At 47.2% G+C, this 26724-nt stretch carries 30 protein-coding genes; 15 read left to right on the forward strand and 15 right to left on the reverse strand.

The features are described from left to right. Positions 1–9: 9 nt before the first annotated feature. Positions 10–576, reverse strand: a complete 567-nt coding sequence (locus tag C7I86_RS02505) for a 5-formyltetrahydrofolate cyclo-ligase (RefSeq protein ID WP_010871687.1) — start codon at positions 574–576, stop codon at positions 10–12. Between the two features lie 156 nt (positions 577–732). Between C7I86_RS02505 and C7I86_RS02510 the strand changes: the two genes are divergently transcribed. Both C7I86_RS02510 and C7I86_RS02515 read left to right on the forward strand, forming a co-directional pair. Then, on the forward strand, positions 733–1485 hold the full coding sequence (locus C7I86_RS02510) for an HAD family hydrolase (RefSeq protein WP_020861455.1): 753 nt from the start codon (positions 733–735) through the stop codon (positions 1483–1485). Positions 1486–1584: 99 nt separating this feature from the next. Further along, positions 1585–2787, forward strand: coding sequence for a class I SAM-dependent methyltransferase (locus C7I86_RS02515; RefSeq protein ID WP_010871689.1), 1203 nt, complete (start codon positions 1585–1587; stop codon positions 2785–2787). A 39-nt stretch (positions 2788–2826) separates the two neighbouring features. Here C7I86_RS02515 and C7I86_RS02520 read toward each other — a convergent pair whose 3' ends face one another. Beyond that, entirely contained in the window at positions 2827–3318 is a 492-nt protein-coding gene (locus C7I86_RS02520) for a hypothetical protein (protein WP_010871690.1), read from the reverse strand. Between the two features lie 206 nt (positions 3319–3524). Here C7I86_RS02520 and C7I86_RS02525 point away from each other — a divergent pair, with 206 nt between their 5' ends. Continuing rightward, positions 3525–4064 (forward strand): TerD family protein, encoded by a 540-nt coding sequence (locus C7I86_RS02525; RefSeq protein ID WP_010871691.1) that lies wholly within the window; start codon positions 3525–3527, stop codon positions 4062–4064. A 125-nt stretch (positions 4065–4189) separates the two neighbouring features. Here the strand turns inward: C7I86_RS02525 and C7I86_RS02530 are convergent, their stop codons facing one another. Next, positions 4190–5593, reverse strand: a complete 1404-nt coding sequence (locus C7I86_RS02530; protein ID WP_010871692.1) for a glutamate decarboxylase — start codon at positions 5591–5593, stop codon at positions 4190–4192. A gap of 157 nt (positions 5594–5750) precedes the next feature. On the opposite strand from C7I86_RS02530, the gene C7I86_RS02535 reads away from it, so the two are divergent. Then, positions 5751–5975 carry a DUF433 domain-containing protein gene (locus C7I86_RS02535; RefSeq protein ID WP_010871693.1) on the forward strand — a complete coding sequence of 75 codons (225 nt, stop codon included), beginning with the start codon at positions 5751–5753 and terminating at the stop codon, positions 5973–5975. Continuing rightward, positions 5972–6310 (forward strand): DUF5615 family PIN-like protein, encoded by a 339-nt coding sequence (locus C7I86_RS02540; protein ID WP_010871694.1) that lies wholly within the window; start codon positions 5972–5974, stop codon positions 6308–6310. Before C7I86_RS02535 ends, C7I86_RS02540 begins: the two co-directional genes overlap by 4 nt. A 2-nt stretch (positions 6311–6312) precedes the next feature. Here the strand turns inward: C7I86_RS02540 and C7I86_RS02545 are convergent, their stop codons facing one another. From C7I86_RS02545 to psbQ, 3 genes are read right to left on the reverse strand one after another with little or no spacing between them, the layout of a single operon-like run. Then, positions 6313–7278, reverse strand: a complete 966-nt coding sequence (locus C7I86_RS02545) for a carbon-nitrogen hydrolase family protein (RefSeq protein WP_010871695.1) — start codon at positions 7276–7278, stop codon at positions 6313–6315. After that, a complete protein-coding gene (locus tag C7I86_RS02550) occupies positions 7275–8087 on the reverse strand; it encodes an urease accessory protein UreD (protein ID WP_014407074.1) in 813 nt (270 codons plus the stop codon). Before C7I86_RS02550 ends, C7I86_RS02545 begins: the two co-directional genes overlap by 4 nt. Before the next feature lie 59 nt (positions 8088–8146). Then, on the reverse strand, positions 8147–8596 hold the full coding sequence (gene psbQ, locus C7I86_RS02555; RefSeq protein WP_010871697.1) for a photosystem II protein PsbQ: 450 nt from the start codon (positions 8594–8596) through the stop codon (positions 8147–8149). Positions 8597–8957: 361 nt separating this feature from the next. Here psbQ and C7I86_RS02560 point away from each other — a divergent pair, with 361 nt between their 5' ends. Then, positions 8958–9854: a prohibitin family protein gene (locus C7I86_RS02560; RefSeq protein ID WP_010871698.1), complete on the forward strand. Its 897-nt coding sequence runs from the start codon at positions 8958–8960 to the stop codon at positions 9852–9854. Here C7I86_RS02560 and C7I86_RS02565 read toward each other — a convergent pair. Further along, entirely contained in the window at positions 9851–10423 is a 573-nt protein-coding gene (locus C7I86_RS02565) for a gamma carbonic anhydrase family protein (RefSeq protein ID WP_010871699.1), read from the reverse strand. The genes C7I86_RS02560 and C7I86_RS02565 overlap by 4 nt on opposite strands. A gap of 292 nt (positions 10424–10715) precedes the next feature. Between C7I86_RS02565 and C7I86_RS02570 the strand changes: the two genes are divergently transcribed. Both C7I86_RS02570 and C7I86_RS02575 read left to right on the forward strand, forming a co-directional pair. Continuing rightward, positions 10716–11051, forward strand: coding sequence for a hypothetical protein (locus tag C7I86_RS02570; protein WP_010871700.1), 336 nt, complete (start codon positions 10716–10718; stop codon positions 11049–11051). A gap of 203 nt (positions 11052–11254) precedes the next feature. Further along, positions 11255–12892, forward strand: coding sequence for a CocE/NonD family hydrolase (locus tag C7I86_RS02575; protein ID WP_223211335.1), 1638 nt, complete (start codon positions 11255–11257; stop codon positions 12890–12892). A gap of 49 nt (positions 12893–12941) precedes the next feature. Here C7I86_RS02575 and thyX read toward each other — a convergent pair whose 3' ends face one another. From thyX to C7I86_RS02590, 3 genes are all read right to left on the reverse strand, one after another. Continuing rightward, positions 12942–13589: an FAD-dependent thymidylate synthase gene (gene thyX, locus C7I86_RS02580; RefSeq protein WP_010871702.1), complete on the reverse strand. Its 648-nt coding sequence runs from the start codon at positions 13587–13589 to the stop codon at positions 12942–12944. Between the two features lie 197 nt (positions 13590–13786). Then, positions 13787–13924, reverse strand: a complete 138-nt coding sequence (locus tag C7I86_RS02585; RefSeq protein ID WP_010871703.1) for a photosystem II reaction center protein K — start codon at positions 13922–13924, stop codon at positions 13787–13789. Between the two features lie 94 nt (positions 13925–14018). Further along, positions 14019–14741 (reverse strand): 1-acyl-sn-glycerol-3-phosphate acyltransferase, encoded by a 723-nt coding sequence (locus C7I86_RS02590; protein WP_010871704.1) that lies wholly within the window; start codon positions 14739–14741, stop codon positions 14019–14021. Between the two features lie 269 nt (positions 14742–15010). Between C7I86_RS02590 and C7I86_RS02595 the strand changes: the two genes are divergently transcribed. From C7I86_RS02595 to C7I86_RS02615, 5 genes are all read left to right on the forward strand, one after another. Continuing rightward, positions 15011–15268, forward strand: a complete 258-nt coding sequence (locus C7I86_RS02595; RefSeq protein WP_010871705.1) for a BolA family protein — start codon at positions 15011–15013, stop codon at positions 15266–15268. Positions 15269–15448: 180 nt separating this feature from the next. Next, positions 15449–15772, forward strand: a complete 324-nt coding sequence (gene grxD, locus C7I86_RS02600) for a Grx4 family monothiol glutaredoxin (protein ID WP_010871706.1) — start codon at positions 15449–15451, stop codon at positions 15770–15772. 211 nt (positions 15773–15983) lie between these two features. Next, on the forward strand, positions 15984–16328 hold the full coding sequence (locus C7I86_RS02605; RefSeq protein WP_010871707.1) for a YbaB/EbfC family nucleoid-associated protein: 345 nt from the start codon (positions 15984–15986) through the stop codon (positions 16326–16328). 35 nt (positions 16329–16363) lie between these two features. Further along, the gene (gene hisD / locus C7I86_RS02610; protein ID WP_010871708.1) at positions 16364–17668 is read left to right on the forward strand and encodes a histidinol dehydrogenase; all 1305 of its coding nucleotides are present in this window, start codon (positions 16364–16366) and stop codon (positions 17666–17668) included. Between the two features lie 476 nt (positions 17669–18144). Next, entirely contained in the window at positions 18145–19701 is a 1557-nt protein-coding gene (locus C7I86_RS02615; RefSeq protein WP_010871709.1) for a mercuric reductase, read from the forward strand. A gap of 35 nt (positions 19702–19736) precedes the next feature. Here C7I86_RS02615 and C7I86_RS02620 read toward each other — a convergent pair whose 3' ends face one another. From C7I86_RS02620 to C7I86_RS02635, 4 genes are all read right to left on the reverse strand, one after another. Continuing rightward, positions 19737–20072 (reverse strand): hypothetical protein, encoded by a 336-nt coding sequence (locus C7I86_RS02620; RefSeq protein ID WP_010871710.1) that lies wholly within the window; start codon positions 20070–20072, stop codon positions 19737–19739. A 110-nt stretch (positions 20073–20182) separates the two neighbouring features. Beyond that, positions 20183–21892, reverse strand: a complete 1710-nt coding sequence (gene ureC / locus C7I86_RS02625; RefSeq protein WP_010871711.1) for an urease subunit alpha — start codon at positions 21890–21892, stop codon at positions 20183–20185. Between the two features lie 17 nt (positions 21893–21909). After that, positions 21910–22380 (reverse strand): DUF29 domain-containing protein, encoded by a 471-nt coding sequence (locus C7I86_RS02630; protein WP_010871712.1) that lies wholly within the window; start codon positions 22378–22380, stop codon positions 21910–21912. A gap of 50 nt (positions 22381–22430) precedes the next feature. Continuing rightward, on the reverse strand, positions 22431–22685 hold the full coding sequence (locus C7I86_RS02635) for a 2TM domain-containing protein (RefSeq protein ID WP_010871713.1): 255 nt from the start codon (positions 22683–22685) through the stop codon (positions 22431–22433). A 593-nt stretch (positions 22686–23278) separates the two neighbouring features. Between C7I86_RS02635 and C7I86_RS02640 the strand changes: the two genes are divergently transcribed. Both C7I86_RS02640 and C7I86_RS02645 read left to right on the forward strand, forming a co-directional pair. Next, positions 23279–23767: a pentapeptide repeat-containing protein gene (locus C7I86_RS02640; RefSeq protein ID WP_010871714.1), complete on the forward strand. Its 489-nt coding sequence runs from the start codon at positions 23279–23281 to the stop codon at positions 23765–23767. A gap of 92 nt (positions 23768–23859) precedes the next feature. Further along, the gene (locus tag C7I86_RS02645; RefSeq protein ID WP_020861463.1) at positions 23860–24012 is read left to right on the forward strand and encodes a hypothetical protein; all 153 of its coding nucleotides are present in this window, start codon (positions 23860–23862) and stop codon (positions 24010–24012) included. Between the two features lie 157 nt (positions 24013–24169). Here C7I86_RS02645 and C7I86_RS02650 read toward each other — a convergent pair whose 3' ends face one another. Then, entirely contained in the window at positions 24170–26647 is a 2478-nt protein-coding gene (locus C7I86_RS02650) for a phospholipid carrier-dependent glycosyltransferase (protein WP_010871716.1), read from the reverse strand. Positions 26648–26724: the final 77 nt, after the last annotated feature.

Consider the following 26724-nt stretch of genomic DNA (forward strand, 5'->3'; position numbering starts at 1 on the left):
AAATCCCTCTTAACAACTCTCAATTTGGATAATCTGCTTTTCCGTCACTAGGGTTTGCAGGGGCATATCCCAAGGATCGTGGGGTAATTTTTCCCTCAAACCCGCCTCGAATAATATGCCCACCTTCGGTACTGCTCGCCATAATGGATCGGCAAACAGTCGGTCATAATAGCCGCCGCCATAACCCAAACGATATCCTTGGCGATCGCCTGCTAGGCAAGGCACTAGCAATAAATCCACTGTGTTTGGTGACCAAATTTCAGTCTGATCGGCGGGCACTTTAATGCCATAGGCTCCGGTGGTTAACGGTTGTCCCCATTGCCACGGATGCCAAACCAAACTTTTTTGCACACAGCGGGGCAATACCCAAACTTTTGCTTTCCCTAGGCGATCGAACAAGGGTTGTAAATCCGCTTCCCGTTGGGTACTGCAATAGGCACAAATCCGGCTGGCCTGCTGAAAAACCGACCATTGCTGGAGTTGGGCACATAGTTCCAGGCTTTGCTGTTGCCATTGGGCCTCGGACAATTGCCTTCTTTCTTGTAGTAATTGGGCTCGTAATTGGGCTTTATCCACGGCGACTCAGAAAGGGCAAGATTAGCGGAGTTATCCACTGCTTACAATGATGCCGATTGTGGTGGATAGCCCGCGCTATTAATGGCCATGGTACTGGCATTTTCCGGTTTAATGCTGGCTGTATAACTAAGGCGATCGCCGTTTGTAGGAGTTCATTTGGCTAATATCACCGTTCAAGGCAAAACTTTTACCCAGATCCAAGCCCTAATTTTCGATAAGGACGGCACTCTGGAAAATTCCAAGGTGTATCTGGAAAAACTCACCGTGGCTAGGTTGGCCCTATTGGAACAGGGAATACCAGCCGCAAACTTTGGCGATCGCCTGGCTGGGGCCTTTGGTTTTGACCGGAGCAGTGCTCAGTTAGATCCAGGGGGACTAATGGCGGTGGGCAGTCGTCGGGATAATGTTATTGCCGCCGCTAGCTACATTGCCGAACAGGGCTATGGCTGGTTCCAGAGTTTGGACATTGCTAACCAATGTTTTGACCAGGCCGATCGCCAAATTATTGCCAATGCCCATACCTGTCCCATGTTCCCCGGAGTAGTGGACAGCCTTACATTGTGGCAACAACAGGGGGTAAAAATTGCCATCCTTTCCGCCGCCCGCCAAAGGAGTGTGGAACGGTTCATTGCCGATCACCAATTGCAAAGCCTAGTGGATGTGGCTAAGGGGTCGGACCAAGGACTCAGTAAACCTGATCCAGCTTTATACCTTTTAACCTGCCGGGAGTTGGGCGTGAAACCGGAGCACACCTTGATGATTGGGGATGCCCAGGGGGATATCACCATGGCCAAAGGGGCCCATGCCCAAGGGGCGATCGCCATTCACTGGCCTGGTTATGCCCAGGGAAACCTAGTGGGGACCGACGCCACCATCGCCGATTTACAGCAAATTCACTGCCAGCCCTAAACACCCCCAACGGCCTAGCCCCAGCTTGAGCCGAAACAACAAACGTGGGAAGATAGCCCTTGCCCGTCGTCCTGGTTCTTAGTTTTTTGGTTAGTTCCTATGCAGTGCCGTGTTTGTGATTCTACCCGTCTAGATTTGGCGATCGATTTGGGGGAACAACCCTGGTGTAACCATTTTCTCACCCCGGCGGAAGTGGGCCAGGAACCCTATTATCCCCTGCGGGTTTTATACTGCCAGGACTGCGGCACCGTGCAGTTGGACTACACAGTTAAAAAAGAAATCATGTTTGGGGACCACACCTATTTGTCCGGTGTGACCAAATCCCTCAGTGATCATTTTGCTCGGGTGGCCCAGGAAGTGGACGAACGCTTTTTTGCCAATACTCCCGGAAAATCCGTGCTGGACATTGGCTCCAACGATGGCACCCAACTAAAACATTTCCAAGCCTTGGGTTACGACGTACTGGGGGTGGAATCCTCCAAAACCACTGCCAAAATTGCCAACGATGCGGGGGTGCCCACCCTGAATGATTTTTTCAATTTGGAAGTAGTCGAAAAGTTAGGGCGTAAATTTTCCGCCATTAATGCGGCGGGCGTCTTTTTCCATCTCGAAGAACTCCATTCCGTAACGGAAGGTATTCGGGAAGCGTTGGCAGAAGATGGGGTATTTGTGGTGCAGTTTCTTTACATGAAACGCATTGTGGAAAACCTGGCTTTCGACCAAATTTACCACGAGCATTTACTGTACTATAATCTCCAAACCATCGAAGTGTTGCTCAATCGCCATGGACTGTCCATGTTTGATGCCTACTTAGCTCCTATCCACGGTGGTTCCATTGTCGGTTTTGTCACCCATCAAGGCAAACGGCAACCCACAGAACGGCTCCAGGCCATGCGCCAGTCGGAAATAGATGAAAAAAGTAATGATTACCAAACCTACCTTGATTTTGCCCAACGCATTGAAACGATGAAGGCAGAAAACCTGGCCTATTTAGACGAAGCTAAGCAAGCTGGTAAAACCGTTTGGGGCTTTGGCGCTCCGGTGAAGGGTAATACCTTGCTCAATTACTTTGGCATTGGTACCCAATATTTAGACTATTTGGTGGAAAAAAATGAGCTACGGCGGGGCTTGGTTTCTCCTGGTATGCACATTCCGCTTTTAATTGAAAAAGAGCTAACCACTTTGCCCGATATTTATTACGTTTTAGCGTGGAACTTTAAGCGGGAAATTTTGGCTAATAATCAGCATTTAATTGACCAGGGGGTGGAATTTTTCTTCCCCGTTAATCCCCCCGATGCCTAGGGCCATATCGATCATGAATTCAATACACTTGATTACTCTCTAGGTGTTTTTAGGCTCGTTTTTGATACCTAGTTTTTCCAAATTAATATTTAGGCATTCTGCAATTTGCTCATGACTTAATCCAAAAGTGAGAAGTTTTTCAATAAGTCTCGTCAAAAACTGATCATTTTGGCAACTTTTGTCTGATCTTTTATCTAAACCTACGTAAAAACTAACTTGGTCTATTGAACCAACCGTATTATCGTTTCCAGAAATGCTTACGTTGTTGGCGAATTTGTGACGAAGTAAGCTAGACCTAATATTTGATTTGTTAATCTCTTCTCCAAAAATTTCTGAGAATAATTTCCACAATTCGTAACCAATGTCCTTAATATATCCTTCTGTACAGTTTAAATCTCTCGCTATATCTGCATATTTTTTTCTTTGTAAAACCCCTTCAATGACCCCAAACTCAATATCATCCAGGTGTCTACCTGTTTTTTGAAACACCATATCGTCAGCGAAAAGCAAGCACTCCCCTAAATCCATCATATCCGTTAATTTAAGTTTGGTTTAGGTTGTCGCACAAAATAGTATACGTCTAAATTCGACTTTATTCGACTTTTTCTAAATTTGATGACAATTCAAAATAGTTAAAGTATACAAACTGACTAAATCCGACCTAGTTCGACTTTACGAACAATTTAGATTTGTAGTAAGGTGACAACGTCAGTAAAAAAACTCTATCGGTTTAAATTATGTTAAGCTTAGAAAAAGGTCAGTCTCTTTCCCTTACTAAACCAGATGGGTCTAGTATTCAGAAAGTTCGTGTAGGGCTGTCATGGGATGTCGCTAGCATAGGCTCTAATGTTGACTTAGACCTTTTTGTCGTACATAAAGAATCTAAAAAAGTTGCCTTTTTTAATGACAAAACCGCAATTTCTGGTATCAAGTTAAGTGATGATAATTTGACTGGCGAGGGAGAAGGAGATGATGAGTTTACAGAACTAGATGCAACAAAGACTGATGATGGAGATTATTATATTTGTGTCAATATTTACGACGCAAAATCAAGAAAACAGGCTTTTAACCTTGTAAATAATGCAAAAGCAACAATTTATAATAACGAGACTAACACAGCCCTTGCTAGCTATTCTATTACTGAAGACGGAGGTCAAAACACAGGCATTATTGTCGCCAAATTAAAAGATGTAGGCGGTAGCTATGAATTCACTGCACTCGGGGAGTATATTGTTGGCGACATTAACGAAATTGCCCAGGTAGTTTTTAGAAAATAACCTGATAATCGTAGGAAATTCTCCTTGTAATTGTGTTTAGATTTTTTGTGGAATGGGAAGAAATTTTTCTTCCCATTCATTTTTCAAATATTTAAGGTCTGTTTCATTGTGAATGATTATGATGCCTAATGGCTAAAGTGGGAACCTTCCTGCTTCGGTTTGTGGTCCGGTTGGCTGGCAAAATAGGCGATCGCCCTTTCCATGTCCGCTAACAAAAGGTCCGCCATATCCCGACTAAAACCCTCTTTCACGACAATGCGTTGCACCACCAAATCTTCACGGTTTTTGGGCATGCGATAGGCGGGCACCAACCAGCCCCGTTCCCGCAATTTGTCGGCCATGTCGTACAGGGTATAACAAGTGTTGGCCAATACTTCGTCCTTTAATCTCCAGGCAAAAACCGGGATATCCCCACCGTCGGTGAGCAATTCAAAAGGGCCTAATTGGGCAATTTTGCCAGATAGATACAGAGCCGTATCTCGACAAGTCTGTTGGATTTTGCGGTAACCTTCTTTGCCTAAGCGGAGAAAGTTATAATACTGGGCCACTACCTGATTGCCGGGGCGGGAAAAGTTGAGGGCAAAGTTGGGTAAATCTCCCCCCAAATAGTTGCAATGGAAAATTAATTCTTCCGGTAATTCTTCCTTATCCCGCCAAATGATCCAACCTACCCCCGGATAAACTAAACCGTATTTGTGGCCAGAGGTGTTGATGGATTTCACCCAAGGTAAACGAAAATCCCAACGCAAATCTGGATCTAAAAAGGGAGCAATAAAACCACCGCTGGCGGCATCTATGTGCAGAGGCACCTGCCAACCAGTTCTTTGATTTAAAGTTTCCAGGGCATCGTTCAACGCTTCAATGGGTTCATAACTGCCGTCAAAGGTGCTACCTAAAATACCAATTACACCGATGGTATTTTCGTCAATTAGCTTAACTGCTTCTTCCGGGCTGATGTGGTACCGATCGCCTTCCATGGGGACAAAGCGGGGTTCCACTTCCCAGTAACGACAAAACTTTTCCCAACAAACCTGGACGTTAATGCCCATAACCAAATTCGGGCGATCGCCTGGTTTCCCTGCCGCTTGTCGTCGTTGCCGCCATTTCCACTTCATGGCCATCCCCCCCAACATGGCCGCTTCACTAGAACCAATGGTGGAACAGCCGGTGGCTTCCGCACTGGCCGGAGCATTCCAGAGTCGGGACAAAATATTGACGCAACGCAACTCAATTTCCGCCGTTTGGGGATATTCATCCTTATCGATCATGTTTTTGTCGAAGGTATCCGCCATCAGTTGCCTAGCTTCCGGCTCCATCCAAGTGGTGACAAAGGTGGCCAGGTTTAATCGGGAATTGCCATCTAGCCCCAGTTCATCGTGGATGAGGTTATAGGCGATCGCCGGTAGCATTTCCGTTTCTGGCATTTCATATTTACTGACAGAATTGGCTAGGCCCCGGGCCGCATAGGTGGGGGTCAGTAGGCTTTCCGCTTCACTGAGCTGGTTGAGGTCAATTTTTTTATGCACCATAATGATTATTACAATTTTGCCAATGGAGATTAACTTTCCCTTCAGGGTAACGGCTGACTGACTTTTGATACGGAAATTTTGTTAGGGAGGAGAAAATCAAAAAATGCGATGTAGTATAAAAAAATCTTACTCGTATGAAATGATCTTAGTACACTAAATGAATAGCTTACTGTCTCGCATTACCCAAACCCCCGGTCAGTGTGGTGGTCGTCCTTGTATTCGAGGGATGAGGATTCGAGTGAGCGACATCCTAGAAATGTTAGCTGAGAATGTTAGCACCTCTGAGATTTTAGAGGACTTTCCAGACCTAGAAATGGCCGATATTCAGGCTTGTCTAGTGTTTGCTGCACGGCGGACTGATTTTTCCCGGTTGACGGCATGAATATTTGGGTTGATGCTCAACTACCTCCAACATTGGCAGATTGGCTGTCGAGTAATTTTGATTTAGAGGCGTCAGCTTTGAGGGATCTGGGATTACGGGATGCAAGAGACATTGAAATTTTTGATGCCGCACGAGTTGCCAACTCTGTAATCATGACAAAAGACAGCGACTTCGTTGATCTTGTATGTCGATTAGGAATACCACCTCAAATCATTTGGCTAACTTGCGGTAACGTTACGAATCGAAACTTACGTCGAATTCTCTCAAGTACTTTGCCACAGGCTCTGGAAAAACTGCAAGCAGGCGAAATTATCATAGAAATCAGCAACTCCTGACATCAGGTTAACTCGCTGGCCAAAGACCCATACAGATTTGATTGGCGATCAACTAAGTAATTAGTTTGTTCTGGATGGAGGGAACCATAATCTGCGGAGACACAATCGGCAATGAGCAAAGTTTCTTCATTACGGGGATAGAGCAAAAGATCACCATGGGGCCCGGCAATGGCACTGTTGCCTAAATATTCCCCCACCAATACCGTTTTCCCCTGGGCATTGAGCCTGGTTTCAGCGCCAGCCCGATTGCAGTAGGCAACAAAAATATGATTTTCCAAAGCCCGCACGGGAATAACGTTGTGGGACACATCAGGGTAGGGAATTTTTGTCCTTTCCCCAGTGGATAACAAGGTCCAAATATCCGCCGCCGTGGGAATAACCACTAATTTTGCCCCCCGCAGGGCTAGGATACGGGTCAATTCGGCAAATTCCGCTTCATAACAGTTCAATAAACCGATGGGAAAACCGTTAACTTTATGGACCGTAAAGGCTTTACCTTCTTCCTTATGGCGATGGCCGCGGGAGTAAATTTTGCTTTCGTCGGGGCCCCAAAGATGGGTTTTGCGATAGGTTTTGACCAATTTTCCTTGGTCATCAAACAGATTAATGCTGTCGTAGTAGTGGATTTCCCCGTTAATGGCCGCCTTTTCTGGGTAGGGACAAATGATGGCCATCTGATATTTGTGCGCTAGTTGCCCCACCTGGGTCATCACTTCCCCGTCCCTGGCGATCGCCAATTGATGGACTTCTTGGGGAGAAAGGGCATAACCAGTTAGATAAAGTTCGGCAAAGCTAATTAGCTGGGCTTCAAAACGTTGGGCTCCCTGGAGGGCTTCTTCCATTTTTGCCAAGTAATAGGCGATCGCCTCAGTATTACCAATGGGCCCGCCTTGGTTTTGGTAAATGGCTAATCTTACCCCCGTGCCCGGAGCAGGTGGTTGGGGCTGAAGACGGGTTAGATAAATCATGGGCTAATTACCTGACTAAGTTGCGTAAAAATATCCTTAACTTCTTGGGTGGAGTTTCCCCGGTAGCGGGCAATTAGGCCTTGGGTCGCAGTTAAAGTTAGGCCAAACTGCGGCGATCGCCCTTGGCTGTGAATTATCTCCTGAGCTTGATGGACTAAATCCTGGTCAAAGGAACGACTCAAGTCCACATAGGTGCCCAAACAAGTGAAGCCCGCCAGGGCATTGGGAGATTCGTAAAGTTGTTCCGAACCAATTAGCTGTTGCCTTTCTCCCCAAATTAATTTATCCCCCTGCCAAATTTCCCAACTCGATCGCCAATGGCCTTGGGTAAATTTTTCTCCTCTGGCGGTGCGCCCCAAACGGACAATTTCCCAACCTTTGAAACGGGCCTGCTCCTGGAGCTTAATGCAGAAATTTTGTTGATAGCGGGCCTGGTCAAAAATAATTGTTTCCTGGGGACACCAGAGTACCGAAGCTCCGACTCTCACCTCTAGGTTGACGGTCTGTTCACTCCAGGGCCCCAAACTACGATAAATCTTTCCCGCCGAAGCACTGGTGAAACACACATCACTCTGGGCTTCTAACACAATGTCATAGCCCAGGCGATCGCCCCCCACCATGCCGCCCCCAGTATGGAGCAACATGGTCTGACATTGGCCAGTGTCATCCGGATAAAAAGACCGTTGCACTTTCAAAGGAGCCTGCACCAAGCATTCAACCATGCGGGTACGGTGTCCTGGACGGTCATAACGGAGCCAAAGATTGGCCTGCCAGGGGGCGGAAGGGTTAACAGTGGAAGCGCTTAGCAAAGAATTTGCACTCGGTAAATTGAGCAACGGACAATAACTGTGATCTTGCTCAAGGATGCCTAGCTAGCTTGGGGCAACAGGTTCAAAAAGGAATCAAAATCCGCCAAGGCTTCCTGGTACTGGATTTTAGCTTGGGAACCATTACGGTCTTTGGCCGCCGCATCCAATCGTTCTAGGTGACCAAACACTTCTTTAGCCAGGGTTTTGGCTTTATCCTGATCCTTCGGTAACAAAGAACTGGCTAGCCCCAACATATCCCGGCGTAGTTGTCCTAAAGGCCCGTGGATATAGGTTTGGGTATCGACCCAATTTTGATCAGCAATCAGGCCCTGCAACCTTTTTTCCATGCCGTCCCGAGCCACGGCGATCGGATTGACGTAGACCTGCAACTGGGCAATTTTTTCTGGGCTATAGGTAGTGGGGATTTCCACCTGGGGGCTACTGCAACTAACGAGGACCGTAGTTACTAAGACCAGAATAAGGGAAAGTAACGAACGTAAACGAGACATAAGCTTGGGTTACGGTGTTATTGACATTGATGAAATTTGACAAGGAAAAGTTATCCCTGCAATTCTGTTCAATCATACGTGCTTTTCTGACCGAAAACGAGTACCAGACCACCCTAACTCCCTAGGGAGCAAGCACCCCATAAACAAGCTTGAGTATAAATAACTAATTACCCATTCCATCGCTTAATGTTGGCCGCAGCATCGGACGGCAAGTTCTCCCCAGGAATAATAGTCCATTGTTCATCAACCAAGCTTTAAAAATATTCACAAAAAATTCTTCGGTATTAGCACTATTTTCTGGGCAAACAATTGAAAAAAATAAGCTAGCATGGCTTCAATATGAGTATTAAGTAGGTTAACCATGGGTGCTGTTATCTCGGCGATCGCCGCTTTGGCTAGTTGGACAGTATTTATCACCGTTAAAAATCCTGAGAATCCCAAAATTCCTAAACTTTTACGGCCCCTGCTATTTTTTATTGCCCTACTCATGTCAGCATTATTTGTGCAACAGAGTTTAGGGCGAGCTCTGGTGGTGATTCCGGCGGGAGAAGTGGGGGTAATCGAAACTATGGGCACAGTGGATACCACTCCCCTTACCTCTGGGGTTTATTTCCTCAATCCCCTTTCCAAGGTCGTCACCTATTCCACCCGTTTGCAGGACATTAAAGAAACCGTAGATACCTCTTCCAAAGAAGGTTTGAACTTTAACATTGATGTCAGTTTGCAATATCGCCTTAACCCGGAAAAAGCTGGGGAAGTGTTTTCTAGCCTCGGCAGTGAAGAACAGCAAAGGGAAATTATTATCTCTCGCTTCCGTTCCCTCATCCGGGAAAATACGGCCAAATACGATCTAAGTTCTATCTATGGTGATAAAAGAGCTGAGATTTCCGGAGTACTGGTTCAGTCAATGAAAGAGCAATTAGAACCCCTGGGATTTGTGGTGGAAGAAGCCCTAATGAGAAATGTGATTTTGCCGGAAAATATTCAAAAAGCGATCCAAGCTAAAGTGGAAGTAGAGCAAAGTAATCAGAAAAAACAATTGGAATTAATTAGTGCCCGACGGGATGCGGAAAGAAAAATTATTGAAGCCCAAGGGGTAGCTGATTCCCAAAGAATTCTCTCCCAAAGTTTGACGGATCAAATTATTAAATTAAAGGCCATTGAAGCCACCCAGAAACTGGCGGAATCGCCCAACACCAAGGTATTAATTATGGGCTCGGGGGAGGGAAATTTGCCCATTATCATGTCGGACCCCTAACCCAACCCTGCGGCGGCATGGGCTTTAGCTAAACGAACATAGTTTTGTCCGTGGTCTAGTAGACCTTGGACCTGGCCTTCACTCACCTGTTTAATAATTTTTGCTGGTACTCCCATCACCAAAGACCGGGGGGGCACATCCTTGGTCACCACGGCTCCAGCACCGATGATACTGCCAGCACCAATGCGAACATTATCCAAAATAGTTGCTCCAATGCCGATCAAGCTACCCCGTTCAATGTGGGCGGCGTGGACCACAGCCCGGTGGCCAACGGTGACCCAATCTTCTAGTACGGTGACAATGCCCGGATCGCCGTGGAGTATGGCTCCATCTTGGATATTAGTGCCTTCCCCAATGATTATGGCTTCCAGATCCGCCCGTACCACAGCTCCGTACCAAATACTACAATCCTTGCCTAAGTGGACTTTGCCGACCACAGTGGCATTGGCTGCCACAAACGCTGCTGGGGATAAATCCGGTGGAGTAAGGTAAATGGGAAAGTTTGCGTCCATAACACCCTTGAGAGCCTGTTTGCAAAGTTTGGAATGGGGGTTAATCCCGCCAGGCACCTTTAGCAAGGGAGAAAAAAAATGAAAGTTTTTCCTTCAAGGGGGATTTAGGGCTGACCATACCACTTTTCTAACCCACTCCCACAATGAACACAAAAACAGTTTTGGGCAATTTTCCGTTATTTCGCCATACCAGCAAAAAAAATTTCGCGCTACCATTGAGGGCAACAAAATGGGACTTGGGTAGTCTAAATTTCCCAATCCTTTAGGGGGAAGTCTCTGTTTTGGTCAAGGCCCATGGCTTTTGGGTTCTTGAACGTTGTTGTTGTTGCCGCAAGGCGAAATTTTTGTTATGCACTATACCTTTGATATTTTGGGGGTAACGCCGGTTTTCACCTTTTTTAACTATCAACAAGAGGTGGAAAATAACCCCCGCCGCAGTATGGCCTACCTGGGCAGTCCCGAATGCACTTTGGATGGGCTGATTCAAGCTACAGAATTAATTCCCGACAAACCTGACTGGGACTGGGACGCAGTGGTAAAAACCATGGTTAACTTTTGGTTGCACCACGAATCCAATATTCAGACTTGGCGACGGGAAATGGCCAGTTTTAGTGAAGCAACTTTACTGGTGGCTAGGGTTGCCAATACCCATGTGCTCCGTCAAGAGTTTGAAGCTCTGCTTTAGCAACTAGGACAATGTTTGTATAGCGTTCCCGGTGTTCTCATTTCTTTTACCGGGCTGGGTTGTTCCATTGACCGCAATATTATGATGGCTTTGAGTTTGCCACCAATCGAACAAGGCTAAAGTTCTCTTTCTCTAGCTTTGCAAGAATCCAGAAGACAAACTCAGAAACCTTAATTTCCTCAACCTAATTTTTTGTTGCCGCTTTGAACTTGATAAAACCCATTTGCCAATCCATGGTTACCAGGGATGGGATCCGCTTGGACAGCGATCTTTACTATCCCAACTCCGGTGGGCCATGGCCGGCCCTGTTGATGCGGCAACCCTACGGCCGCCGTTTAGCTTCCACCCTGGTGTATGCCCATCCCCATTGGTACGCTGCCCAGGGTTATTTAGTCATTATCCAAGATGTACGGGGTCGAGGGAGTTCGGAGGGAGAATTTGATCTATTTGCCCACGAAGTAGAAGACGGCCAGGATTGCCTAGATTGGGTTTCTAAGCTACCCCAATGTGAAGGTTCTGTGGCCACCTATGGTTTTTCTTACCAGGGCATGACCCAACTGTATGCTGCTGCCAACCACCATCCGAGTTTGAAAACCATTTGCCCGGCCATGATCGCCTGGGATTTATATCAAGATTGGGCCCATGAAAATGGGGCTTTTTGTCTGCAAAATAACCTCGGCTGGGCCCTACAGTTGGCGACGGATTCTGCCAAGCGGCGGAAAGATGAGCAAACTTTTCGAAGGTTGATGCGCCTAGCAAAAAGTTACGATTTTTCTGGTTTCCAACCAGCCATTCCCGATCGCCTGGGGGAGTTGGCCCCGGATTCCTTTTACCATCAATGGATCAGTCAACCTCCAGAAGCAGATTATTGGCAACGGCGATCGCCAGATCAACGCTGGCAAATTAGGGAAAAAATTGACATTCCCGTGTTGCAAATTGGCGGTTGGTTTGATCCCCATCTGCGAGGTAATTGGCGTTTATATGCAGAATTAGAAAGATGTGGCATTCAGCAAAAAATGGTGGTGGGGCCCTGGGGGCATTTTCCCTGGGGCAGTCGGGCCGGGGGACAAAATTATGGTGAGTCTGCCATCAGTGGGGTGGATCAGTTGCAATTAGCCTGGTTTGATCATTTTCTTAAAGGGCAAGAGCCCCGCTTTAATCCAGCCAAGTTGGAGTTATTTGACCTGGGCACCAAGCAATGGCGATATTTAACTGACTTGCCCTCGACGCAACAAAGCTGGTTTTTACAATGCTCTGGTTTAGGTACTACCCAAGGCAGTGCTTTGACGGCAAAGGTCCCAGCAAGGTCAACGGAGGAAATTAGCGATGTTTGGGTTCATGATCCCTGGCGACCCGTACCCAGTTTGGGGGGGCATAGTGGTTATCCCCAGGGAGTGAAGGAAAGAAGTACTATTGATGATCGCAGTGATGTGGTTACCTATACTTCTGAGCCTTTGCAGAAAAGTTTAACCATCTGTGGTGTTCCCCAAATTTTCCTCACTTTGGAATCCGATCGCCCTAGTTTCGATGTAGCGGTGAGTTTGTCTCAATTTAGGGTCACTGGAGAAGTGTGGGCCCTCAGCCAGGGTTACTGTACTAGCTGTAAGCAAACAGCTAATTTGGAAATTTGTCTCCAGGCAATTTGTGTAACTTTGTCCCCTGGCGATTGCCTGCGCATTAGTTTAGCGGGGGCAAGCTTTCCTGCTTATCCCGTCAACCCTGGCACTGGTCAGCAGGCGGTTTTGGCGAATTTGGTTGATCAGCAAATTATTACCCTGGCTTTGGTCACCGATGGCCCAACCCAAAATCATCTGCTGTTGCCCATTCTCTCGGGGGAGTGAACAAAAGTTTTGATTATCCAAAGGCGATCGCCTTGCTGGGTTATTTCTTCTACCACTCCAGAGCCGCCGCCACAGTGGGAAAATGCTTCATAAAAATCTTCCGAGCCGCCAAAGCAATTTCCCGGTGTTCTTTTTGGGTGGCCTGGTCACAGCGGACACTGAAATAGTGGATCCAACTGCGTACAGAGCCTTTCATATATAAACGGGTAACCGTATTGAGGGGCAAAATAGAACGGGCACACTCTTTGGCAATGCCCTTAGCCAAGGCCTCTTCATAAAGTTGATGACTTTTTTCCCACACGGCTGCCTGGGCTTGGTTGAACCATTTTTTTGTGCTTTCATCAAAGTCATCTAGGGAATTTTGACGGTTTTTCACATCCTGACGACGGGCTTCATAGCACTCATATTCGGTAGCACAGGAATACCTTAGACTAAACTCCTGAAAAGAAAACGATCGATGTCTTAAAATTTGGGGGGCGATCGCCCGGGTGGTGGTAATTTCCAAGGTCATATCCACCATTTCAAAAATGCTCCAATGGCCTTCCCGGATGCAAAATTGCAATAGCTTAGTGTAGTTGGGATTTTCTTGGTTAGGACTAGAAACCCTAGCGCAGTAGGCAATTAGTCCCTCGGGGGAAAGGGGCTCCCCGTCAATGACAATTTCGGGTTTGGTGAGGGAAATGAAACGAACATCCATGGTTAAAAATAGGCCACTATGGGGAGGAGATTTATCGTTGGCCTTGGTCAATGCAGGGCAAAATCAGCATTGCCCCACAAAAAAATTCCCCAGCTATGGCCAACGGGGGACAACTTGGGGATATCAGCTTAATTGTGGTCCAACAAATTTTCTTAAGCGACCAGGTAAAATGACAAGCCCCAGGGGCGATCGCCAGTTTATTTAAAACCAACCGCCGCTTGCCACACAAAGGCCAAAGCCAAAAAGAAGAGGGGAATGACCGGCAGAACATCCACCAGGGGGTCAAAAATCTGATAGGCTTCCGGCAATTTAGCGAGCAAATAAATTGTTTCCATTATTTGAGTTTCCTGACTGACAAAGAATAAAATCTTAATTTACGGTAAATCTTATCATGATGGCCCCTTCCCCCATTAGCCGTTTTGACGAAATTCACGAAGCGGCGATCGCCTCGCACAGAGAGACATTCTCGGAACTGTAAAGGTTCTGCATTCTATGGGCCAAACAACGGGTCAGTTTTTGGGAGCTAGCCTTGATGGTGCTGGGGTCGTAGTCCCTAGCGGCGATGCCCTGGCCAAAATTAATTTCCACTGAAGTGCCTTTGCCTGGGTAGGGGTCACTGTAGGCGATCGTCACTGGGATCACTTTAATGTCAGTGTTGGGGTTTTGCTTACAAACTTCCATGGCAATGCGCCCAATACCCCGTTTGAGGGGATGGACAGTGTGTTGATCCCGAAAAATGCCCCCCTCAGGAAAAATGACCAACATTTCCCCTGCTTGGAGTAACTGCACACTATAACTCACACTACTGATTTCCGGCCTTTTCACGTCAACGGGAAATCCCCCCAAATGGCGAATAAACCAACCCTGTAAACCCTGCACTTCCGTCACCGCCACCATAAAACGGAGGTCTCGACCAGTTACCCCCCGACCGGCGGCCAAAGAAAGCAAAATTGCATCCCAACGGGAACGGTGGGTAGGGGCCAGAATAATCGGGCCACTGCGGGGTAAATGCTCCTGACCATGGATGGCGATCGGGCCAAAATACCAATGTAAAAACCTGGTGCCTAGGGGATAAATTAATTTGATTAGCCAGGGGGAAACCCTGGAAGGGCCAATGACAGCAGGGTCGATCGCCAGGGGAGAATTGGTCATGGTTACGAAAAAAATATGGGTTCTTCCTCCGACAGACGATTAAACTAGAACCTTAGTATTAATTAAATCGCTTGCCGTGGGGGGTGGTCTCTGTTTTTAAGTTAGATTAACTACTCTGGTTTGGGGACGAGCCATGGGACAGTTAAACAACAGTTGAACGGCCAAATTCCCTCCGCTATGTTGGGGGCTGAGCCTTTCAGCTACAGTGGTTAAATAATTACCCTGGGATTATATCGGCCCTATTCCTTGGCCTATTGCTATAAATAACTATGATTAGTCTTGATCAAGTCAAACAACAAATCCAAGCCGCCCTACCTGATGCCGAAGTAATGGTCAATGACCTGGGGGGAGGGGATCACCTGGAGGCCGTGGTGGTATCTTCAGCCTTTACCGGCCAGTCCCGGGTCAAACAACATCAAATGGTCTATGGTGCCCTCAAGGATGCTTTGGCTTCGGAGGCAATCCATGCCCTGGCGCTGAAAACCTTTACTCCAGAAGCCTGGGCCGTGGCCCGGCAGACTGCTTAGATTTTTCCCCTACATCGAAAATTGGCTCTTTGACATCCCCCAAAACGGCTAAAGCCAGGGGATTCCTAGACCTGTTTTCAGATAAATTTGAGTTGGGGGGTAAAATGGCAATATTTAAACAACATTAAAGTTGTTAAACTCGCCCACATCCCAATTTGTCCTTGAAGAGGAGTTGTCTGAATGAATCCGGAAACGAAAGCAAGAATTGATCAGTTGGTCACCGCCAATAAGGTGATGGTCTTTATGAAGGGCACGAAGCTGATGCCCCAGTGTGGTTTTTCCAACAATGTGGTGCAAATTCTCAATATGTTGGGTATTCCGTTTGAGACTTTAGATGTGCTGGCCGATGCGGAAATTCGTCAGGGTATTAAGGAATATTCCAATTGGCCCACCATTCCCCAGGTTTACGTCAATGGTGAATTTGTCGGTGGTTCTGACATCATGATTGAGCTCTATCAAAATGGTGAGCTGCAGGAAATGTTAGAAGTGGCCTTGGCTTCCTAGGGCTTCACATTCGGTGCATAACGCTGGCGATCGCCGTGGGGGGAAGCTCTCATCTGTGGAGGGCTTCTTTCACTCCCGCCGTTCGCCAATAAGATGGCGGAGACGGTGGGATATAATCGGACAGGCTTTCGCTAGGGCGTTGTTTGCACCTCAGCGACTTTGCTGCTTGTTTAACTCTAATTATTGTTTAACTACTTAGAAATCAATTCCCATGGCACAAGGTAAAGGTTTCGGATTCGGCCTCGGTAAAATTAAGGAATTACAGGAAGCTTTCCAAAAAGCCCAACAGGTTCAAGAAGGGGCCAAAGTGCTCCAGGAAGAACTGGAAAGAATGGAAATTCCTGGCAAAAGTGCCGATGGATTGGTGACAGTGTTGATGAGTGGCAACCAAGAACCCCTCAGTATTGAAATTGATCCCAGTGCCCTTGAAAAAGGAGCAGAAGGACTATCGGCATCCGTCACCGAAGCGATGAAAGCGGCCTATGCTGAGTCCACGGAAACCATGCGCTCTAAAATGGAAGAGTTAACCAGCGGTTTGAATTTACCCGGTATGTAGGTTCGCCGCCCTTGCCCCCAATCGGAGAGGGATCTGTGACTCGTATTCTTAAGCTCTCGCACCTTACCCCCCAACAATTAAACCAACTCAAACGTCGCTCGGAACAAAACATTGACCAAGCCCTGGCGATCGCCAAGGAAGTTATTGAGCAGGTAAAAATGGAGGGAGATGCGGGGGTTTTGCATTACAGCCGTCAGTTTGACTTCGCTGGGGCCACGGCGGAAAATTTGCGGGTGAGTGAAGCGGAATTTGCCGAAGCGGAAAAGTTGGTGGATCCTGAACTACGGCGGGCGGTGGAACACGCTTTTCGCAATATTGAAAAGGTTCATGCTGGGCAAATGCCTCCCCCCATGCACCTAGCGGAAATTGAGCCGGGGGTATTTGCGGGGGAAAAAATTACGCCTCTGCCCACGGTGGGTTTGTACGTGCCCAGGGGTAAGGGGGCTTTCCCTTCCATGATGTTGATGTTGGCGGTGCCGGCCCGGGTGGCAGGGGTAAAGAAAATTGTGGTTTGTACTCCCCCTGACAAAGAGGGAAAAGTGGAGCCGGTTTCCTTGGTCACTGCCCGCATGGCCGGAGTGGATGAGGTCTATAAATTGGGTGGTGTCCAGGCCCTTGCGGCAATCGCCTACGGCACCAAAACGGTTAGCAAAGTGGATAAGCTAATTGGCCCCTGCAGCATTTACGGTGCGGCGGCGAAAAGATTACTGTCCGGCATTGTTGATGTGGGTTTACCGGCAGGACCCAGTGAGTCCATTGTTTTAGCTGATGAAACCACTGACCCCAAGCTGGCGGCGTTGGATTTGTTGATCGAAGCGGAACACGGCTCCGACTCAGCGGCGCTGTTGGTGACCCACTCTGCAAGTTTGGCGGAAAAGGCATTGGGTTATTTAGGGGAATACCTGGAAAAACTCCCCCCCTGGCGCAAAAAGTTTTGTGAAGATGGTCTGGGTTCCTATGGCGGCATTTTGCTCACTGATAGTTTGCAAGCTTCCCTAGATTTCATTAACGATTACGCTCCGGAACATTTGCAGGTGTTGACGGCGGACCCCCTCAAATTGGTGGGCAAAATCGACAATGCGGGGGAAATTTTGCTGGGCAATTACACTCCGTCTTCAGCCGCTACCTATGCCATTGGGGTAAATGCGGTGCTTCCCACGGGAGGCTTTGCCCGTTCCTACTCGGCGGTGTCGGTGTTTGATTTCCTCAAGCGTTCTACCCTAGCTTATTTAACGGAGGAAGGTTTTGCTGGGGTGAAGGAAACGGTCACTACCCTAGCGGACTATGAGGATTTTCCAGCCCATGCCCTGGCCATACGGGAACGGGAAAATTTGCTTTAACTTAGAATTGCTGATTGCCGTATTACTTCTGAAATATTCAACAATGCCAGTTCATTTTTAAAAGATTTAAAATTATTGTTGTTATTCAGGCGATCGCCAAGCTAATCAATAGGATAAATACCGGATAGATAATTTTTGATTATTCTCTCTACCGTGTCCATTGATAGGGATTTCGCTTGTTTTTTCATTTACATTCACGTATCCATCGTTATCTAAGAAAGCGTTTGAAAATTACAAGACTAGGTATTTATCCCCCTAAATCTCCTCACTAAAGCTCCGGCTTAAAAAGGAGAATTTTACGGCAGTTCCCCCCTTCTCAAGGGGGGCTAGGGGGGATTAAACAGCCAAAACCCAACTTTCCAAATATGCTCTAAGCTCATTGAGGAATTTGTCATAAATCAACAACTTAAGATTCAGATTAATACTCCAAAATTTAATTCAATTCTAAATAATTTTTCATTAAACAATTAATCCTTATGAATAATTCTACTGTCTCTAGTATTGACATTACTCCCCAAGATAGATACAACCAACAATTACTAGCCCATGTTCATCCTCCGGACTGGATTAATCCTTCTCCTAAAGATCAATATGACCTGGTAGTTATTGGAGCTGGCACCGCTGGTTTAGTCGTAGCTGCTGGGGCAGCGGGTTTAGGTATTGGTCTTAAAGTTGCTTTAATTGAAAAGCATTTGATGGGGGGCGATTGTCTCAACTTTGGTTGCATTCCTTCTAAGGCCCTAATTAGCTCCGCAAGGGTGGTAGGAGTAATGAATAATGCTAATAGTTTAGGCATCAAAAAACCAGACAGCATTGAAATTGATTTTCCCGCTGTGATGGCGAGAATGCGTCAAATTAGGACCGGCATTAGCCACCATGACTCTGCTCAAAGATTTCGGGATTTGGGCATTGATGTTTTTCTTGGAGAAGGACATTTTGTTCGTAATAATCAAATTGAGGTGGGAGGGGCTATTCTTAACTACAAAAAAGCCATAATTGCCACTGGAGCGAAAGCGGTTAAACCTAACATTCCTGGCATAGAAGAAGTCGGATTTTTAACTAATGAAACAGTGTTTTCCTTAACGGCATGCCCCGATCGCCTAGGGGTCATTGGAGGTGGCCCGATTGGGTGTGAGTTAGCCCAAGCTTTTCAACGATTGGGGGCGCAAGTTACGCTCTTTCATCGGGGTAGTCATTTGTTGAACAAAGAAGATCCGGAAGCGGCGGCGATTGTACAGGAATCCTTAATCAAAGATGGCATTGAACTAATTTTAAACGCCAAATTGGAACGGGCAGAATTAACTGATCGGGGTAAAGTTTTGCATTACAGGGCTAATGGCGATTCTGGCACCATTGTAGTGGATGAAATTCTGGTTGGTGCAGGGCGAGCCCCTAATGTGGAGGAATTAAACTTAGAGGCTGTGGGGGTAAAATTTGATCGCCGAGGAGTGAAAGTCAACGATTATTTGCAAACTACCAGCCCGCAAATTTATGCCGCCGGGGATATTTGTATGGACTGGAAATTCACCCATGCCGCCGATGCCGCCGCCCGCATTGTGATTAAAAATACTCTCTTTTCTCCCTTCGGTTTAGGACGCAGTAAACTAAGCAGTTTAACCATGCCTTGGGTAACCTACACCGACCCAGAAATTGCCCATGTAGGATTAAATGAAACTATGGCTGAGGCCTTAGACATAGGCTATAAAATTATTAAAATTCCCTTTTCCCAGGTTGACCGGGCGATCGCCGCTGACGAGACAGAGGGATTTTTGAAAATTATCCACGTAGCCAACAGTGATGAAATTTTAGGTGCTACCATTGTTGCCTCCCATGCCGGGGAAATGATTTCTGAAATTACCACGGCTATTGTTAATAAAATTGGCTTAAGCAAATTAGCCGGGGTGATCCATCCCTATCCCACCCAGGCCGAAGCGATTAAAAAAGCCGCCGATACTTACCGCCGTACTTTGCTCACTAATAATACGAAAAATTTACTAAAACTTCTAACTAAATTTCCCAGTAAATTATTCTAGAAAACATGGTTGAAAACCCTAAAATTGTACTCAATTTAAGACTGGCCACAACAGGTTTCATAGCCTAAACTTTCTAAGATTAGATCACTAACAGCATTGGCCACTGCAAATTCACTAAAAAAACTTTCCCGAAAATCAAAAGCCTGCATTTCAGTCACAATGGCAATCACTAGGGAACCTAAATCATTTTCCCCTTCCAATCGTTGACGCACAAAAATTTGAGCGGCCCGTTCCGCAATGGTGGCATTAATTCCTTCGGGAATAAATTCTTGATTAAGCCATTGTTGTAATCCTTGACGCAACCAATCGCCCTCTTGCACAGGGTCTTGGAGTGGGGGCAACGTGATTGGGGGAATGGGTTCAACAGCCATATTTCCTGGAAACTTTGTTTATAAAATGTTAATAAAATATTGTTTAAGGGGGGCTAATTTAAAGCCATCGTAGCAGATTGGTAGATGGCCAAAAACAGCTCCAAAAGTTACTAAAATAAGAAGTAACGTTGGGCCATGGGCAACACTGATGCTGGCTCACAGGTGAGTAATTCTCCGTCGGCTCGCACTTCGTAGGTTTCTGGATCTACTTCAATGTGGGGCAAATAATTATTCAGTTTCAGATCCCGTTTGGTTAACTGGCGAATATTTTTCACCGCCACCAACGGCTTGCTCAGTCCCAATTTTTCGCCAATATCTTTTTTGGCCGCTTTTTGGGAAACAAAGGTCACACTTGTGGCGGCGATCGCCCCACCATAATTAGCAAACATCGGCTGCATATGTACTGGCTGAGGCGTGGGAATACTAGCATTGGCATCCCCCATTTGGGCGTAGGCGACTATGCCGCCTTTAATAACTAATTCGGGTTTAACCCCAAAAAAGGCGGGACTCCAGAGGCAGAGATCCGCTAACTTGCCCACTTCCACTGAACCAATCTCCTCGGAAATGCCATGGGTAATGGCAGGATTGATGGTGTATTTTGCCACGTAACGTTTGGCCCGAAGATTATCATTATTGCCTGTTTCCCCCGGTAATTGGCCCCGTTGCACTTTCATCTTGTGGGCCGTTTGCCAAGTACGACAGATAACTTCCCCCACCCGGCCCATGGCTTGGGAATCGGAAGAAATGATGCTAAAGGCCCCCAGGTCATGGAGAATATCCTCCGCCGCAATGGTTTCCCGACGGATTCGAGACTCGGCAAAGGCCACATCTTCGGGAATATTACGGTGCAGGTGATGGCACACCATTAACATGTCTAGATGTTCTTCCAGGGTGTTGATAGTGTAGGGTCGGGTGGGATTGGTGGAGGAAGGGAGAACGTTCAATTCTCCACAAATTTTGATAATGTCCGGTGCGTGGCCTCCCCCGGCTCCTTCGGTGTGATAGGTGTGAATAACTCGATTTTTCAGGGCGGCAATGGTGGTTTCCACAAATCCCGCTTCGTTGAGGGTGTCGGTGTGGATAGCCACCTGGACGTCGTAGTCTTCAGCCACGCCCAAACAGTTGTCGATCGCCGCTGGGGTGGTGCCCCAATCTTCATGGAGTTTGAGCCCGATCGCCCCGGCCTTGATTTGTTCTGCTAAGGCAGCCGGTTGACTGCCATTGCCCTTACCCAAAAAGCCCAAGTTAATGGGAAAACCATCGGCCGCCTGTAACATGCGGTGAATATTCCAAGCCCCAGGAGTGCAGGTAGTGGCCTTGGTGCCCGCCGCCGGCCCGGTGCCTCCCCCCACCAGAGTGGTAACGCCCGACGCTAAGGCCGTTTCAATCTGTTGGGGGCAAATAAAATGCACATGGGCGTCAATTCCCCCCGCCGTTAAAATCATTCCTTCCCCGGCGATCGCCTCGGTGCTGGGGCCAATGATTATGGAAACATTGTCTTGGATATGGGGGTTGCCTGCCTTACCAATGGCGTAAATGCGACCGTTCTTAATGCCCACATCAGCTTTGACAATGCCCCACCAATCCAAAATCAACGCATTGGTGATCACCACATCCACCGCCCCTTCTGCCCTGCTTAAAGGGGATTGCCCCATGCCATCCCGAATTACCTTGCCGCCACCAAACTTCACTTCATCGCCATAGGTGGCGTAATCCTGTTCTACTTCGATAAATAATTCCGTATCCGCCAGTCGTACCTTATCTCCCACTGTGGGACCAAAGGTGTGGGCGTAGCTGTGGCGGTCCATCCGATAACTCATGGTGGCTATTTCCTTGGTTAATTGGGGGGAGAAGATTCTAGTAACTGTTGCAGGCTATAGGGACAGGTTAGAGGAAAATCCACACCATGGCCGGTTTTCTCTTGCACATAGCCTAGGGCACCTTGATAAATCTGGGGCAATTCTTCCTCCAGATAATTTTTCAAGGTGGTAGTTAGACAGCGACGAAGTTGGGTGCGAAAACTTTGAATCTCAGCCCGCCAATGGTTGCCGTTACGTCCCCGTTCTTCCTGCCAGTATTGCAATAGCAGACAATGGCGAATTAACTGTTCCAACAGATAGGCGACTCGATTACGATCCTGTCTTCCCAAGCTCTCCAACTCCTCAATCAAATGAACCCAGTCCACCTCCGCCAGGGAATTTTGCCGAAATAAGCTCACCGTCACCTCAAGCCATTGGGCGGGATCTTGCTCATAAAGTTCGGACAGAACTTCGCTAGGGGAAATGGGGAATTGCAGTTGAGATTCCATTGCTGAGAAACTAACAGTCCGGAATATTTGGTTCAGTCTAGCTAAAGCCCTTAACTCTTACCAGTGGCAGGGGAATAATCGGCAATAACGGCAATGTACAACAGGTGCAAAAGCAAACCCCCTAGCCAGATGCCCGAAAGAGGTGTCAACCAAGACCAATCGGCCTTGTTTAAGTTATGAACAAACCATAGGCCAGAGTTAATCGCTAAAAATACTGCCACATGGACAGCAAAATTCATCCGGTCATCCAAACGGCGAAAGGCAGGGTCATTACGGTCGGGTTTACGGGGCCAACGAGGAGGCATAGATTACCAGTCAGGGTCACAATTAATCACTAGCCCTAATTTTAACGGCAACGGTCTGAAATCCCCGTAGATCAAGACGCAAAATTAAGCAAAATTTCAGCAAAGTTAGCGGACGGGCTCCTGCCTGGAGTGGCCAAAAAGGTGGCCCAATGTCAGCACTACAGTCGACCCAATGCCCCTATCAGTTTTTTCATCCACTCTGCACCACTCATATCACTGGCACAGGGCTGGCGCTGACTATTTCCGGCATTGGTTGGACCACTCATCGGAACTACTAAAATCCTACTCCTCCACCATAGGGATTCGCCAAAACCAATTCGTTTCTCCTCTACTTTCTTTAATTTTTCTTTGGAAATAAGCCCTTACATAGCAATAAATTGTGCTTGATACCTACAGCTATTTTTTCGTAAATTTAATGTACGATTTACTCCCGAGACTTTGCAGCAATAAATGTTAAATTTTGTATCGATATTCAACGTTTCTGTATCTAGCCATAAATAAAATTTGAGTTACAATGGGAGAAGAGTGTTTTTAAAATTAAGTGCAAAAAGTCGGTGTGATTTAAAGCAAAAAAAGTCGCTGTGTAGAAAAGGATGAAAACTATGGATGCCCAGGAAATTCTTCGGTGTTACGCGCAAGGACAAAGGGATTTTAGTCATATAAACTTGGTCAGAGTCTGTTTGTCCAATGCAAGCCTAATCGGAGCACAACTAATTTTCGTAGACCTCGGTGGTGCAAACTTAACCCGTGCACAGCTTGACAGTGCAACCTTAAAAAACGCCAATCTTGCTTTAGCTAATATGACGGAGGTGTGTTTGATTTATGCTGATTTGAGTAATGCAGACCTTAGTGGTGCAAATTTAGTGGGGGCAGATCTAACCAATGCAGATCTATCGGGGGCAAAACTAGGGGGGGCAGACTTACGAAAAGCGAACTTGTCTGAAGCTAGTCTTCGGGGAGCAGATTTGCGCGGTGTGAACTTGATCGAAGCCAACCTAACAAATACAGATTTTAGCGAGGCAGACTTAACGGGGGCTTACATAAGTGATGGCGCAGTGATTAATGTTGTCAATCTCTCCTAAGAAATCATTCATACCTTGTAGCTAGGGTAAAAAAGCTTAAGAATTAAATATTCTTAAGTATGTGTTTTTTTATTATCCAAGAGGATAAAACCATGAAACCGATGATTTGGCACCCAGAAGATAAAGATGAAAAGGTCAACAAGTATCTAGACCGCATCAACCATGAACCTTGGTTGGGATTTGTTGCTTTTTCCTTAGCATTTTTCATGGCCTTTATTTTAATAATGTTTATGGGGATTTTCTAGGAAAATGTTTGAAAAGTTCTAGGTAAGTTTCCGAAGCACGGGATTAACCATAGCCCCATGGATCTTTGTCTCACTGGTGTTAGGTAGATCGTTCGTTGACGACTTCTTAAAGCGCAACTTAAACGTTGCAAACCTTTTTAAAGGGTCACCGGGGTAACTAATTGAGCAGCCCAGATTGCTCAACCGTTTGCCAGGCGGGCCAAATTTTTCCCTGCATAAAGAGGGCGATCGCCTGGAGGCCATTAATTTCAGGGTTATCGGGAGCCAGGGCCAAGGCGGGTTTGAGGGCCTGTTCCCCCTGGTATCCTTGCCAGTCGTAAAGATGAACAAAGGCTAAATAAGCGTGGGCGTAGGGATTTTCGGGATCTAGTTTGACCAAAGATTGCAAAGCGGCGATCGCCTGGGGAGGATTTTCCTGCAATACCCGGGCCAAAACTTGGGCATAGGTTAAACGGAGAGCATCAACGGGATTTTGGCTGAGGCGATAGGTCCAACTAGCATCCCCCTGCCGCAGATAGTCGTGGCGAGGATCGTATAAATTAATCCGGTCAACCTGGGCAAAAACTGGATCTAGCCCAGCAATGCCCTGCTGCAAATTTTGCGCTAAATGGTACAGTTGGCTGACAAAATCCAATGGTGGAGCAGGCAAAGCTGGAGCATCGGCAGCTAAGGTTAGGGTAATGTCTGGTAAAGGTAAGGGTTGGGCCGTCATAGTGCTGGGATCTAGCCATTGCCCTTTTAAACGGTAATCCCCCGGAGGTAGATCCGCCTGGGGCGCCATGGCTGTCCTTTCAATTACTTCAACGGCTTGCCCATTGTCGGTAGGAAGCAATTCACCCAAACCAATGGCATGGTCATGGAGCCAAACTTGCTTAGGATCAGCAACATTTTCCCAAGTGAGCAAAACAATCCCTTCACTAAGGCGATCGCCATTGCCCTGCCAATGGTAGGTGATGGGTACGGGTTGACCGGGGGGGGCGCTGGTGGGTAAATCAACTTTGGTCAGTTGCGGCAATTCAGTATTAATTTGACTGGGTTTGACCTCCACCCTGGGTTGGCGACGGTGCCAGAGGTTCAACTCACTGCCATCGGGCAAAGGCCAGGTTTGCACAGCGGTAAAATTACCATTCTGGGCAATGGTTTCTCCCAATTCCACTTGTACTGGGTCAGCTAAATAGTTATCTCCAGTTTTTGTCAAGAACCAGTCAAAATTTTGCTGATCCTGTTGAATAATTTCCCCGTTACGACTCAATTCCCGACCGTAAGCCCGAAAATCCGCCGCCGCCCCATAATAATTCACCGTATTGGGATTAATAGCTGGGGTGTTGGGAATCACACCCAAATTAATTCTTTGCTCCGGGGTGGTTTCCATGGCAGCGGTAATGACTTCCGTGTTGGGGGCAGGCAAAACGAAATCGGGACGAAATAACACCGATGGGTTGAGGGCTTGGACAATGCCGTTGCTACCAGGAATGGGAAATAGGTTGCCGAGGGTAATCAAAATGGTGATCGCCAACGTACCCCAACGCACCCACAACCAACGACCACACCAACGGGTCAGACCGAAGGCAAGAAAAATAGCCACAATGGGCAAATAGGGCAAAATGTAGCGGTCATCCTTATTTTGAATGGCGGAGCAGATTAGATAAGTGCCACCGTAGTAATATCCCAGCCACAGCAACCCCGGTTTCGCTTCCCGCCAACTAGGTATCTGCAATGAAGCAGGAAAACGGTTCAGCAAAGACAAAATCACCCCCACCAAGGGCGGTATTAACCAGACCCAGGACAGGGCATTGGGTAAATCCTGCCAGTAGTAAGTCCAGGCGGCTAGGGTATTGACGGGAGGGTCCCCCTCCAAAGTGGCGGGGATGGCATTGGAATTTTGGGCGGTGCTGAATAGATAAATCCAGTTGGTGCGATACCAGGGATACCAAAGGGGAATGCTTGCCAGTAAACCCACTAGCAATTGGGCTAACCGTTGCCATTGCTTTGTCCAAATGCTCCACAGCCCCAAGCCCACCAAGGGAAAAAACAGATAGAAAATAATACTTTGTTTGGAGAGCAATCCCAGTCCCAACCCAACTCCAGCGGCGATCGCCCAGAGCCATTGGGAACGACGACCTTCAGCTTCTTTCCAATAGGTCAGACAGGTAAAGCTCAACAGGGTAAAAGCCAGGAGTGGACTGTCCAACAACACAATCAAACGACTATGGATTAAACGGGGAATCAAAACCATGATGGCCACTGCCCACAGACCAATTTCCCGGCTGAAGAGCTTTTTTCCCAAGCCGTACACAGAGAGAATTAAAATGCCACTCCAGAGCCAATTACTCAGTAAAGCCAGATCACTACCTGGGCCGCCTAGCCCCTGGAAAGGAGCATTGACTATGTAGGTCAAAGGGGGATATTTGGGGGACAACATCCAAAAGCTCCGCCACCATTCCCCGCTCAAAAACTCCGGCGATCGTAGGGCTTGCAAATATTCCAGGCCGTAGGATAAGTGGTTACTCTGGTCCCAAGCTGGCACCGTTTGATCCATCCCTAGCCACAGGCGATCAAGGCCGTTGCTACCAAGCCACACCATGGCCAACAGCAGGGGCACTCCCCAGGATTTAGACAAAATTTGCTTAACCATAGCAGGGGTTAGACGTAAGATGGATACCAACAGCCCATCTTTTATGATTGGGCACCGAGAGTCTTCCTGGCCTGACC

Origin of the sequence: Synechocystis sp. IPPAS B-1465 (genome assembly GCF_003015225.1) — a bacterium.
Taxonomy (GTDB): Bacteria; Cyanobacteriota; Cyanobacteriia; order Cyanobacteriales; family Microcystaceae; genus Synechocystis.

Excerpts from the sequence above, each read along its gene's own strand:
- C7I86_RS02515 (WP_010871689.1), top strand. The coding sequence starts at position 1,585 with ATGCAGTGCCGTGTTTGTGATTCTACCCGTCTAGATTTGGCGATCGAT.
- C7I86_RS02520 (WP_010871690.1), bottom strand. The coding sequence starts at position 3,318 with ATGATGGATTTAGGGGAGTGCTTGCTTTTCGCTGACGATATGGTGTTT.
- C7I86_RS02525 (WP_010871691.1), top strand. The coding sequence starts at position 3,525 with ATGTTAAGCTTAGAAAAAGGTCAGTCTCTTTCCCTTACTAAACCAGAT.
- C7I86_RS02530 (WP_010871692.1), bottom strand. The coding sequence starts at position 5,593 with ATGGTGCATAAAAAAATTGACCTCAACCAGCTCAGTGAAGCGGAAAGC.
- C7I86_RS02535 (WP_010871693.1), top strand. The coding sequence starts at position 5,751 with ATGAATAGCTTACTGTCTCGCATTACCCAAACCCCCGGTCAGTGTGGT.
- C7I86_RS02540 (WP_010871694.1), top strand. The coding sequence starts at position 5,972 with ATGAATATTTGGGTTGATGCTCAACTACCTCCAACATTGGCAGATTGG.
- C7I86_RS02545 (WP_010871695.1), bottom strand. The coding sequence starts at position 7,278 with ATGATTTATCTAACCCGTCTTCAGCCCCAACCACCTGCTCCGGGCACG.
- psbQ (WP_010871697.1), bottom strand. The coding sequence starts at position 8,596 with ATGTCTCGTTTACGTTCGTTACTTTCCCTTATTCTGGTCTTAGTAACT.
- C7I86_RS02560 (WP_010871698.1), top strand. The coding sequence starts at position 8,958 with ATGGGTGCTGTTATCTCGGCGATCGCCGCTTTGGCTAGTTGGACAGTA.
- C7I86_RS02570 (WP_010871700.1), top strand. The coding sequence starts at position 10,716 with ATGCACTATACCTTTGATATTTTGGGGGTAACGCCGGTTTTCACCTTT.
- thyX (WP_010871702.1), bottom strand. The coding sequence starts at position 13,589 with ATGGATGTTCGTTTCATTTCCCTCACCAAACCCGAAATTGTCATTGAC.
- C7I86_RS02585 (WP_010871703.1), bottom strand. The coding sequence starts at position 13,924 with ATGGAAACAATTTATTTGCTCGCTAAATTGCCGGAAGCCTATCAGATT.
- C7I86_RS02590 (WP_010871704.1), bottom strand. The coding sequence starts at position 14,741 with ATGACCAATTCTCCCCTGGCGATCGACCCTGCTGTCATTGGCCCTTCC.
- C7I86_RS02595 (WP_010871705.1), top strand. The coding sequence starts at position 15,011 with ATGATTAGTCTTGATCAAGTCAAACAACAAATCCAAGCCGCCCTACCT.
- grxD (WP_010871706.1), top strand. The coding sequence starts at position 15,449 with ATGAATCCGGAAACGAAAGCAAGAATTGATCAGTTGGTCACCGCCAAT.
- C7I86_RS02605 (WP_010871707.1), top strand. The coding sequence starts at position 15,984 with ATGGCACAAGGTAAAGGTTTCGGATTCGGCCTCGGTAAAATTAAGGAA.
- C7I86_RS02615 (WP_010871709.1), top strand. The coding sequence starts at position 18,145 with ATGAATAATTCTACTGTCTCTAGTATTGACATTACTCCCCAAGATAGA.
- C7I86_RS02620 (WP_010871710.1), bottom strand. The coding sequence starts at position 20,072 with ATGGCTGTTGAACCCATTCCCCCAATCACGTTGCCCCCACTCCAAGAC.
- ureC (WP_010871711.1), bottom strand. The coding sequence starts at position 21,892 with ATGAGTTATCGGATGGACCGCCACAGCTACGCCCACACCTTTGGTCCC.
- C7I86_RS02630 (WP_010871712.1), bottom strand. The coding sequence starts at position 22,380 with ATGGAATCTCAACTGCAATTCCCCATTTCCCCTAGCGAAGTTCTGTCC.
- C7I86_RS02635 (WP_010871713.1), bottom strand. The coding sequence starts at position 22,685 with ATGCCTCCTCGTTGGCCCCGTAAACCCGACCGTAATGACCCTGCCTTT.
- C7I86_RS02640 (WP_010871714.1), top strand. The coding sequence starts at position 23,279 with ATGAAAACTATGGATGCCCAGGAAATTCTTCGGTGTTACGCGCAAGGA.
- C7I86_RS02645 (WP_020861463.1), top strand. The coding sequence starts at position 23,860 with ATGAAACCGATGATTTGGCACCCAGAAGATAAAGATGAAAAGGTCAAC.
- C7I86_RS02650 (WP_010871716.1), bottom strand. The coding sequence starts at position 26,647 with ATGGTTAAGCAAATTTTGTCTAAATCCTGGGGAGTGCCCCTGCTGTTG.